The organism is Phytoactinopolyspora endophytica, assembly GCF_004138495.1.
Classification (GTDB): Bacteria; Actinomycetota; Actinomycetes; order Jiangellales; family Jiangellaceae; genus Phytoactinopolyspora; species Phytoactinopolyspora endophytica.
Genome location: NZ_ML142877.1, coordinates 8,827 through 18,215, shown reverse-complemented (window position 1 = coordinate 18,215; position 9,389 = coordinate 8,827). Strand labels below are relative to the sequence as shown.

Sequence of the window (9,389 nt, the reverse complement as noted above, 5' to 3'; positions counted from 1 at the left end):
CCCAGCATCGGTACTCACCCGAGATGTCACCACCGAGAGAACGAGGAGCAGCCGTTGCGCAACATGGTCATCGTCGGTTCGGGACCGGCCGCGTTCACCGCCGCGATCTATGCATCCCGTGCCGGTCTGCAACCACTTCTCGTCGCGAGTTCCGTCGAGGTCGGTGGTGAATTGATGAACACAACTGAGGTTGAGAACTTCCCGGGTTTCCCTGAGGGCATTCTCGGACCTGAACTTATGACCAAGTTTCAAGCTCAAGCCGAGCGATTCGGCACCGAGGTCGAGGTCGAAGACGTCGTCGACCTCGATCTCGAGGGACCGGTCAAACGGGTGCGGCTCGGCGCCGGGACCGTCCACGAGTGCGCGACGGTCGTCTTCGCGACGGGTTCTGCCTACCGGAAACTCGGGCTCGAAGAGGAGGAACGTCTGTCGGGCCACGGCCTGTCCTGGTGCGCCACGTGCGACGGATTCTTCTTCCGCGGGAAGACGATCGCAGTGGTCGGTGGTGGTGACTCGGCGATGGAGGAAGCAACCTTCCTCACCCGGTTCGCTGAGAGGGTCTACGTCGTACACCGCCGGGATACACTCCGCGCGTCGCACATCATGCAACAGCGGGCCTTCGATGATCCGAAGATCACCTTCGTCTGGAACTCCGAGGTGACAGCCGTTCTCGGTGAGACGGCGGTCACCGGGGTGACACTGCGCGACACCGCGACGGGTGAGCACTCCGATCTGACACTCGATGGTCTCTTCGTGGCGATCGGGCACGATCCACGGACGCATCTGGTCCATGGCAAGGTCGACCTCACCTCGGAGGGCACGATCGCGGTTCAGGGCCGTTCGTCGCGCACATCTGTCGATGGCGTGTTCGCCGCGGGCGACGTGGTCGACCCTCACTATCGACAGGCCATCACCGCCGCCGGCTCGGGCGCCGTCGCCGCGCTGGACGCCGAGACCTACCTCTCCGCCCTCGCCTCGCCCGTACTGACAGACGAGGCGGAGCCGTCCACGGTGACAAGCGAGGACGACGTGGCGCTCGCCTCCACGACCTGACCCACCGGCATTGCCGCCGATCCGAGACCACACCGCACCCTGAGGAGACACGCATGGCGACACGAGCCAGCGACGCGAGCACCTTCGACCACGACGTGCTGCAGAGCGAGAAGGTGGTGCTGGTCGACTTCTGGGCCGAATGGTGCGGACCGTGCCGTGCCCTCGGCCCGGTCCTGGACCAGCTCGCAGACGATCTCGATGACAAGCTCGACGTCGTCAAGATCAACGTCGACCACAACCCCGGACTCGCGTTGCGTTACCAGATCACGTCGATGCCGGTGATGAAGATCTTCCGCGGCGGCGAGGTCGTCCACACGATCATCGGCGCCAAGCCCCGCCCCACCATAGAGAACGAGATCGCCGCCTACCTTTCGTAGGCGGCGATCTCGATAGCCCGGGTCCGGCCCGCGTCCAGGCACCGCTGCCCAGACCACCGGCCGGGCATTGCAACAATCGACGACATGCCGATTTCGCCCTACATCCGCAGACTCCGTCAGTCCATCGGCAATGACTTGATCTTGCTGCCCTCGGTGGCCGTCCTACCACGCGACGACGACGGACGGATCCTTCTGGTCAAGCAATCAGATACGGGCACGTGGGCAACGATCGGCGGCGCGGTCGAGGTCGACGAGGACCCGGCGACTGCGGCGGTCAGGGAGGCCGAGGAGGAGGCCGGCGTCGTCGTCGAGCTGACCCGGATCATCACCGCACTCGGCGGCCCCCAGTTCCGGCTCACATATCCGAACGGCGACAAGACCGCCTACGTCAGCCTGGTCTACGAGGCTCGCGTCATCGGCGGGTCACCGCGGCCGGATCACGACGAGACCATCGACGTGGGCTGGTTCCACCCCCACGAGCTCGCCAGGATCGACCTCGGTGACTTCGCCCAGAGCAGCTTCACCGCCCTGGGCTTCCTCAACGGCGCGACGGGCTAACTGTCCCGGGCCTGATCACCCAGCCAGCGGTGGAGGGTGGTGGCAAGCGGGATCGGAGCGTCGAGCTGGATCAGGTGGCCGGCGTTCTCGATCAGCTCCAACCGGGCGCCGGGGATGAGTTCGGCGAGCTTATGTGCGCGGTCCACCGGGATCCACGTGTCTTCTGTCCCCCATGCGACCAGGACGGGGATGTCGAGCGATGGGTATCGGGGCTCGACCTCGTCGGTGTAGGCCTGGTCGGCTTGCGCGATCTGCCGGTAGAACGCCGGTTGCCCTTCCGGCCCGCGCCAAGGCGCGAGGAGCGACTCCAACTGTTCGTCATCAAGACCACTGTGGCTCGCACCGGTGACGTACGCGCGCAGCGCGCCGTCGTGAACCGCTGACGGCAAGGCCGAGAAGACGTCCGCGTTGTCACGTACGAGCCGGAAGAACTCCGAGCCCCACGGCGCGAGAGCGACCACGTCCACCAGCGCCAAAGACGCGTACTGCGCGCCGTGCAACAGGTGAGCGCGCAGGGACACCGCGCCGCCGTAGTCGTGGGCCACGACGTGCGCTCGATTCAGCCCCCAGAGCCCGAGCAGGTCCGCCAGGAGCTCGCCCTGAACATCCAGGGAAACCCGATGCCCGGCATCCTTCGACGACGATCCGTACCCGGGCATGTCCCAGAGATAGACCGTGAACTCGCGTGCCAGTGCCTCCGCGAACGGCTGCCACACCCACGACGACCACGGGGTGCCATGGCAGAACACCACGGGCGGGCCCTCGCCCGCAGCTGCCCAGCGCACCCGGCGCCCGCGCCACTCGTACTGCTCAGTCAGCTCCATCCACGGCAGGATATCGATCGACCCACGACGTGTCCCGGGCGCCACAACGCCGGATCCGGACGGCGGTAGGGTCGGCGGGATGACGGAAGCACACCTCTCTTCGCCGCGCTCGTTCGATGGAGACAGGCAGCGCGACGGCTCCGAGCAGGACACGATGTCGAACGATCCGGGCCTGGTCAACGCCGGCGATGTCTACGACCTCATCGTCGTCGGAGCGGGACTCATGGGCGCCTGCACCGCATGGGCGGCCGGACGGCGCGGGCTGCGCACGGCGGTGATCGACCAGTTCGAACCTGGGCACGCGCATGGGTCGTCTCATGGCACGTCCCGCATCTTCCGCCGCGTCTATCCTGACCCGTTCTATGTCGAGCTCACCGCGCAGGCGGCCGACAGCTGGCAACGCCTCGAGGCCGACACAGGGGTCGCGCTGCGCCGATTCACGGGCGCGGTCGACCATGGCCCTGACCGCGATCCACACCGTCTCGCGGAACTGTTGGCCGACGCATCGGTGCCACACGAATTGCTCGACGCCGAAGACGCAGGCAAGCGCTGGCCGCACATGAGGTTCACGACGGACGCGCTCTACCATCCCGATGCGGGGGTCTTGGACGCGGACTTGGCCGTGGTGTCAGCCCTGGCCCGGGCGACGTCGGACGGCGTTGACGTCCACACCTCCACGCCGGTGACGGCGATCAGTCCCGGCAGGGACTACCTCGTCGTACGTGTAGCCCCGAACGGTGCCGCGTCCGGTACGACAGCGCATCCCGATAGCGGCGAACCAGAAATCGTGGGCGACGCGGGCGAGAGCATTCCGCTGCGCGCCAAGCGCGTCGTCCTGGCCGCTGGACCATGGAACCAGGCGTGGCTTCCTCGGCTGTTGGGCACGGCGGCACCTCGGTTCACGGTGACGCAGCAACAGGTCGTGCACTTCCCACAACGGGAGCCGGCAGATGACTGGCCGGCCATCGTCCACCAGGATCTCTCCCGCACGGATATCGCCGGCGAGGAAGGGCTCGGAATCTTCGCCATGCGGGCGGGCCGGGCCGCACGCCATGCGGTGAAGATCGGCGAGCATGGCCACGGCGCCGTCACCACCGCGGACTCCCGCGATGGCGTGGTCGATCCCGTGTCGGTCGAGCGGCTGGTCCGCTACGTCGACGAGTTCCTGCCAGGGCTGGTACCCGAGCCGTTCCTCGCCTTGTCTTGCCTGTACACGCGGACGCCCTCGGAAGATTTCGTGGTCGACAGCGCCGGGCCGCTGATCGTGTGTTCACCCTGTTCGGGGCACGGCGCGAAGTTCGCCGCCTACATCGGCGAGCTGGTCGCGTCGATGATCACCGGCGACGGCTCCCCACCGGACCGCTTCACCTTGTCAGGGCACACCTCTCCACTCACCCGATGAGTCTTGCGTCCTGCGGAACGAGCGCCATCACACACGGCCCGCAGGACGTAGCTACGTGCGGCGGGCCACTCCGGCAAACATCCGTTCCGCCTCCGACCGGCAGAACTCCGGCAGCGTCGCCAAACCCGGCGGCGCAGGCTGCTCGGCACGCCAGCTCTGGGCGACGGCGAAAAGCAGGAGCAGATCGGTGACATCGTCCTTATCGACATCCAGGTCTTCCAGCCGCATGTCGAACTCTGGTGAGTCCACCCACGACAGCGCCAGGAAGAACGGATCACTCCAGGCAGGCCCCACCCTCGCCATACCCCAATCCAGGATCACCACCGTGCCGTCCGGTCGGATCAACAGATTGTCGTCACGAAGATCACAATGACACAACGCCTCCGGATACGGCGCCGCCCTGTCTTCCGAGCCGGACGGCCGTGCATCAGCGTTCAGCCGGTCCGGCAACGTGAGCACTCGGGTGTGGAATTCTTCGACCCGCGACACCGCCCATCCGGGCAGGAACCGCCCGGGATCCTCCTCGACGTCAGGCCACCGGGCGAGCCAGCGCTGCGCCGTTTCGGACAGTTTCGGCAGCGCCAGACCCTCCGGTGGAGGCGTGAACTCGTTGGTCTGCTCCAGTACCGTCGCCCATACAGCGTCGGCATCCACCGGGTCGGACAGATCCGGGTACCGCCCGTTGACGTCCTCCAGCATGACGCCCACCCAGTCACCGTCGTCATAGGCCCCCAGCAACTCGGCACGGTACGGCGCGGGCGATAGCCGGGACAGCACCTCGACCTCTTTCCGGAAGAGGTTCGGCGTATCCGGATTGAGCTCGGAGCCCACGGCCTTGACGAATACCCGACGGCCTGCACCCGTCGCGAGCCGCGCGGCGCATCCGGGTGACATGCCTCCGGACTGCCCGAGCGTCTGCGTCACAGAGTCGCCCAGGGTCGCCTCGACCCAGTCTCTGAACCGATCAGGTACGTCGGCGAACGCCCGTCGGACACCGACGGCCCGCGGCTGAGGGCTCACACGACCTGCCATAGGGCCTCGAGCGGGGCTAGGACGAGTTCGTCATCAGTGATCCGGCCAGCGGGGACACGGCAGAGCACGAGACCCCCGGCCCATCGCGATCCCGACGACTGTCTCAACTTGCGGAGCCCGTTCAGGTCCCGATTACCGGGATTGGAGGCGAGCTTGACCTCGACGCCCAACAAGCTGCCGTCGTCGCTTTCGATGACAAGGTCCACCTCGTTTGTGCCCTCACGGTAGTGGTGTAAGCGAGGAGTCGTCTCATGCGCGCTCGCCTGGACGCGCAGATCGTTGGCGACCATAGTCTCCACGAGCGCACCGGCAAACCGTGAATCTCGATCCAGTGCGCTTTGCCCATCACGCCCAGCAAGTGCCGCGGCAAGGCCTGCGTCGGCTAGATGGAGCTTCGGGGACTTCACGACCTGACTGGATGCGTTGCCAGGGACGAATGCCGGTAGATCCCAGGTGACGTAGAGAGAGGAGAGTAAGTCCCGATAGTTGGCAACGGTCCGCCGGTTGAGCTCAAGCTGCTCCGCGACTGGGCTGTCCTTCGGCTGGATGGACGCGGTAGCTGACGCGTACAAGCGAAGCATGCGTCGAAGGCCTTCCGTGTCCCGCACACCTCCGACGGCCGCTCCGTCCGCGATCACCGACGCGTTCACCCAGTCGTCGATGCCTCGACGACGCGACGACGGCGTTTGGCGGTCGGCAATAAGCGGGAATCCGCTGCGCACTGCCTCGTCAAGTAGCTGCTCACGGCTGAGAGGCCGATCGGCACGCCAACCGCGCAGGAACGCTGGACCGTCAGCGAGGAGGTGGGCGAGAAATGCTGGCTCTGGCAGATCGTTGCGCTCGTCGAGAGTAAGCGTCCCCATCCTCACATCGGTCAGCCTTCCCCCGAGCGACTCGGACGCACCAGTGACAGCCTCAATCGACACGGAGCCTGAAAGCAACCACGTTCCGACGCGTGATGGGGTACTCGAGAGGTGGGTCTTGATGACATCGAGCACGATGGGAGCGCGCTGGTACTCATCAATGAGGACGGGCGGCTTGAGGCCGGCGAGGTAACCCTTCGGATCGGCTGTGACAGCGTGCCGCTCATCAGGATCGTCAAGGCGGACGATGCTGCCGCCGCGCCTGGTCATTTCGGCTACGCACGAGGTCGTCTTGCCTGCGGCGCGTGGCCCGGACAGGCGCACCACTTGCGACTCGTCGAGCCGCTCTGACAGGACTCGCTCGATTGCTCGCCTGTGCATCGCCTCTCCTCCAAGATCACCTAATGCACAGTTTCTGTGCACCATAGTGCACACTTTTTGAGCATTGTAGTACACTCTTTTGCAATCTCGGAATACCGAAGGCAGGTTGGCCCTGTCGCCATGGACTGGATCGTCAATGCTCGGCAGCTTGGCGGGGCGTCATGCCCTGCGCCTCGGCCGCCTCCTGGTACATGCGCACGAACTCCTGCCGGATCTGCGGCCGCTCGGTCAGCGGTTTGCTCCACGCCACACGTACCGTCCGATCCTCGCCGTCGGCGACCACCGTGAAGTCGACGCCGTCGCCGTCCAAGTGCGCCACGACGGCCTCGGTCGCGCCGGGTACCCCGCCCAGGGTCTTCACGATCAACAACGAGTCTTCCTCGTGATCGTCGTTCATGTGGCGGGCGACAGCCTCGATGACATCCGGCGCGAACGGATTCTCACTCATTCAGCCAGAATAGCCACCGTGACCGACGAGCCAGCTCATACGCCCCGCCAGCCCACACCCGCGCTTCCGCTGCCGACCTTGACCGACACTGACGTCGCACGCCTCCGCGAGGCCTTGGCCGAGGCCCGCTACACCGTGGACGCAGTACACGCGCTCATCGGCGGGCGAGCAGCCGACGCGCTCAACCGCAACCACACCATCCCCGGCCGGATGCGGCTCGACGACGGCGTTCCGGGGGACGCCTCTCCGCTCGCCCTGCTGACCAGGCTCTGGCGGTTCCAGCTCGCCGTCCCCGTCGACGACGCGCAACGCGTGCTGCCGCTAGAGGCGCTCGTCGCGGGTGGGATCCTCACCGTCGACGACGACGGGGTACGGGCCACCGTGGACATCCGCCCCTATGCCGACGATTCCGGAGACTGGTGGGTCGCCGCGGATCTCACGCCGGGGCTCGACGGCCGTCCGGCCGCACTTCCCGCGGACCACGTACTGGGCCTCAACGCCGCATCGAGCACCCTCGCCCAGCTGACGGTCCGCCGGCCCATGGGGCGCGCCCTGGACCTCGGCACCGGCTGCGGTGTCCAGGCGCTGCACCTGGCCCGGCACTGCGACACCGTGGTCGCCACAGACGTGAACCCACGCGCGCTGGCCATGACCTCGTTGACCGCCCGGTTGAACGGCATCGACGCCGACATCCGGGAAGGCAGCCTCTTTGAGCCCGTCGCTGATGAGCGTTTCGACCTGATCGCCACCAACCCGCCGTTCGTCGTCTCGCCCGGTGGCCGGTACGTCTACCGGGACAGTGGCCTGGCCGGCGACGAGGTGAGCCGCCGGGTCATCGTCGACGGAGCCTCCCGGCTCGCTGACGGCGGCATCCTGCAGTCCCTGGCCAACTGGATGCACGTCCGCGGCCAGGACTGGCGGGAACGCGTCGGCGGATGGATCCAGGCGACCGGATGCGACGCCTGGGTGGTCCAGCGCGAGGTTCAGGATCCGGCGGAGTACGTAGAGCTGTGGCTGCGCGACTCCGGGGAGACCGGAGGCCCCACGTACCAGGCACGCTACCGAGAGTGGTTGTCGTGGTTCGACGAGAACGACGTGGAGGGCATCGGCTTCGGCTGGGTCAACCTCCGGGCGTCCGGGACCGATGGCCCGGCCGTGCGCATCGAGGACTGGCCGCACGCCGTCGAGCAGCCGATGGGGCCCACCGTCGCCGGTTGGTTCGACCGGGCCGCCGCCTTGCGTATCGACGACGACGCACTGCTCGGAACCCGTCTCGCGGTCGCCGACGACGTCGTCCTGGAGCAGGTCGGTCAGCCCGGTGAGGAAGACCCGGAGCACCTTGTCCTGCGCCAACAGCACGGCTTGATGCGGGCCGTACAGACGGGTACGGCGGAGGCGGGCTTCGTGGGTGCGTGCGACGGGACACTGCCGGCCGGCGCGATCATCGACGCGGTCGCCGCCGTCCTCACCGTTGACCCCGGCCAACTTCGACAGGAGCTCGTCCCCCAGGTCCGCACGCTCGTCCAGGACGGGTTTCTCGGCGCCGCCGGCTGAGTCCCGCACCGGACTGATCCTGCCCTTCCCGCGGTCATTCACCCAGGGGCCGACGCTGCCCGACTCGAGCGAACGCCACGCTCGTGACTCAGCCTGACGTGGCCCGGAAGGCACGCCGGTAGGCCGACGGCGACGTGCGCATGGCGCGGCTGAAGTGGTGCCGGTAGGTGACGGCGTTCTCGAAGCCGACCATGGTGGCGATCCGCTCCACCGGCGTGTCGCCACTCTCCAGGAGTGCCAGGCTCGCCTGCACCCGCTGCACGATCAGCCACCGGATGGGGCTGGTCCCGGTCGCCCGGGTGAAGTGCCGCAGATAGGTCCGTGGGGACATGGCCGCCTGCCGGGCCAAGGTCTCCACGGTCATCGGCTCCGCGAGTCGCTCCAGTGCCCAGGCCATGCTGGCGGCGATCCGGTCATCGTGCGGATCTTCGGCGACCGGTGTCTCGATGTACTGGGCCTGGCCTCCGTCGCGGTGTGGGGAGACGACGAGCCGCCGGGCCACCGTGTTGGCGGCGACAGCGCCGTGGTCCCGGCGGACCAGGTGGACGCAGAGGTCGAGGCCGGCCGCGCTTCCGGCGCTGGTCAGAATGTCGCCTTCGTCGATGTACAGGGGCGTGGCGTCCACGTCGACCCTGGGGTAGCGACGACGGAGCACGTCAGTGTAGAGCCAGTGCGTGGTGGCCCGCCGCCCGTCGAGGAGGCCGGACGATGCGAGCGCGAACGCTCCGGTACAGATCGAGACGATCCGCGCACCACGGCCGTGGGCCTGGCGGAGAGCGGCCGTCAGTTCAGGGCTCGCCTCGGCGTCGACGTCCGAGACGCTCGGGATGATGATCGTGTCCGCCTCGACGAGCGTCTCCAGGCGGTGCGGGGTTCGCAGCGTCGCGCCGCCGACGA

Annotated in this window: 10 protein-coding genes; 5 read left to right on the top strand and 5 right to left on the bottom strand. The window is 67.3% G+C overall.

Annotated features, from left to right (window positions below; translation table 11 throughout):
• The first annotated feature begins 63 nt into the window (after positions 1–63).
• The 3 genes from trxB to ELR45_RS32545 all read left to right on the top strand — a co-directional run bounded on the left by trxB (position 64) and on the right by ELR45_RS32545 (position 1,988).
• Positions 64–1,053 carry a thioredoxin-disulfide reductase gene (gene trxB, locus ELR45_RS32555; RefSeq protein WP_205857743.1) on the top strand — a complete coding sequence of 330 codons (990 nt, stop codon included), beginning with the start codon at positions 64–66 and terminating at the stop codon, positions 1,051–1,053.
• A 53-nt stretch (positions 1,054–1,106) separates the two neighbouring features.
• Complete coding sequence (gene trxA, locus ELR45_RS32550) at positions 1,107–1,430, top strand: thioredoxin (protein ID WP_129669994.1); 324 nt, start codon at positions 1,107–1,109, stop codon at positions 1,428–1,430.
• A gap of 84 nt (positions 1,431–1,514) precedes the next feature.
• A complete protein-coding gene (locus tag ELR45_RS32545) occupies positions 1,515–1,988 on the top strand; it encodes an NUDIX domain-containing protein (RefSeq protein ID WP_129669993.1) in 474 nt (157 codons plus the stop codon).
• Here ELR45_RS32545 and ELR45_RS32540 read toward each other — a convergent pair.
• On the bottom strand, positions 1,985–2,812 hold the full coding sequence (locus tag ELR45_RS32540) for an alpha/beta fold hydrolase (protein ID WP_129669992.1): 828 nt from the start codon (positions 2,810–2,812) through the stop codon (positions 1,985–1,987). The genes ELR45_RS32545 and ELR45_RS32540 overlap by 4 nt on opposite strands.
• Before the next feature lie 79 nt (positions 2,813–2,891).
• On the opposite strand from ELR45_RS32540, the gene ELR45_RS32535 reads away from it, so the two are divergent.
• Entirely contained in the window at positions 2,892–4,214 is a 1,323-nt protein-coding gene (locus tag ELR45_RS32535; protein WP_205857717.1) for an FAD-dependent oxidoreductase, read from the top strand.
• A gap of 51 nt (positions 4,215–4,265) precedes the next feature.
• Here the strand turns inward: ELR45_RS32535 and ELR45_RS32530 are convergent, their stop codons facing one another.
• The 3 genes from ELR45_RS32530 to ELR45_RS32520 form a co-directional block, all read right to left on the bottom strand.
• On the bottom strand, positions 4,266–5,234 hold the full coding sequence (locus tag ELR45_RS32530; RefSeq protein WP_165368306.1) for a phosphotransferase family protein: 969 nt from the start codon (positions 5,232–5,234) through the stop codon (positions 4,266–4,268).
• Positions 5,231–6,490, bottom strand: a complete 1,260-nt coding sequence (locus ELR45_RS32525) for an ATP-binding protein (RefSeq protein ID WP_165368305.1) — start codon at positions 6,488–6,490, stop codon at positions 5,231–5,233. Before ELR45_RS32525 ends, ELR45_RS32530 begins: the two co-directional genes overlap by 4 nt.
• A 133-nt stretch (positions 6,491–6,623) precedes the next feature.
• Positions 6,624–6,938 (bottom strand): DUF2470 domain-containing protein, encoded by a 315-nt coding sequence (locus tag ELR45_RS32520; RefSeq protein ID WP_129669989.1) that lies wholly within the window; start codon positions 6,936–6,938, stop codon positions 6,624–6,626.
• Positions 6,939–6,956: 18 nt separating this feature from the next.
• On the opposite strand from ELR45_RS32520, the gene ELR45_RS32515 reads away from it, so the two are divergent.
• Complete coding sequence (locus tag ELR45_RS32515) at positions 6,957–8,492, top strand: DUF7059 domain-containing protein (protein WP_129669988.1); 1,536 nt, start codon at positions 6,957–6,959, stop codon at positions 8,490–8,492.
• Positions 8,493–8,580: 88 nt separating this feature from the next.
• Here the strand turns inward: ELR45_RS32515 and ELR45_RS32510 are convergent.
• Positions 8,581–9,389: helix-turn-helix domain-containing protein (locus ELR45_RS32510; RefSeq protein WP_205857716.1), on the bottom strand; the 809-nt coding region annotated here is incomplete at its 5' end.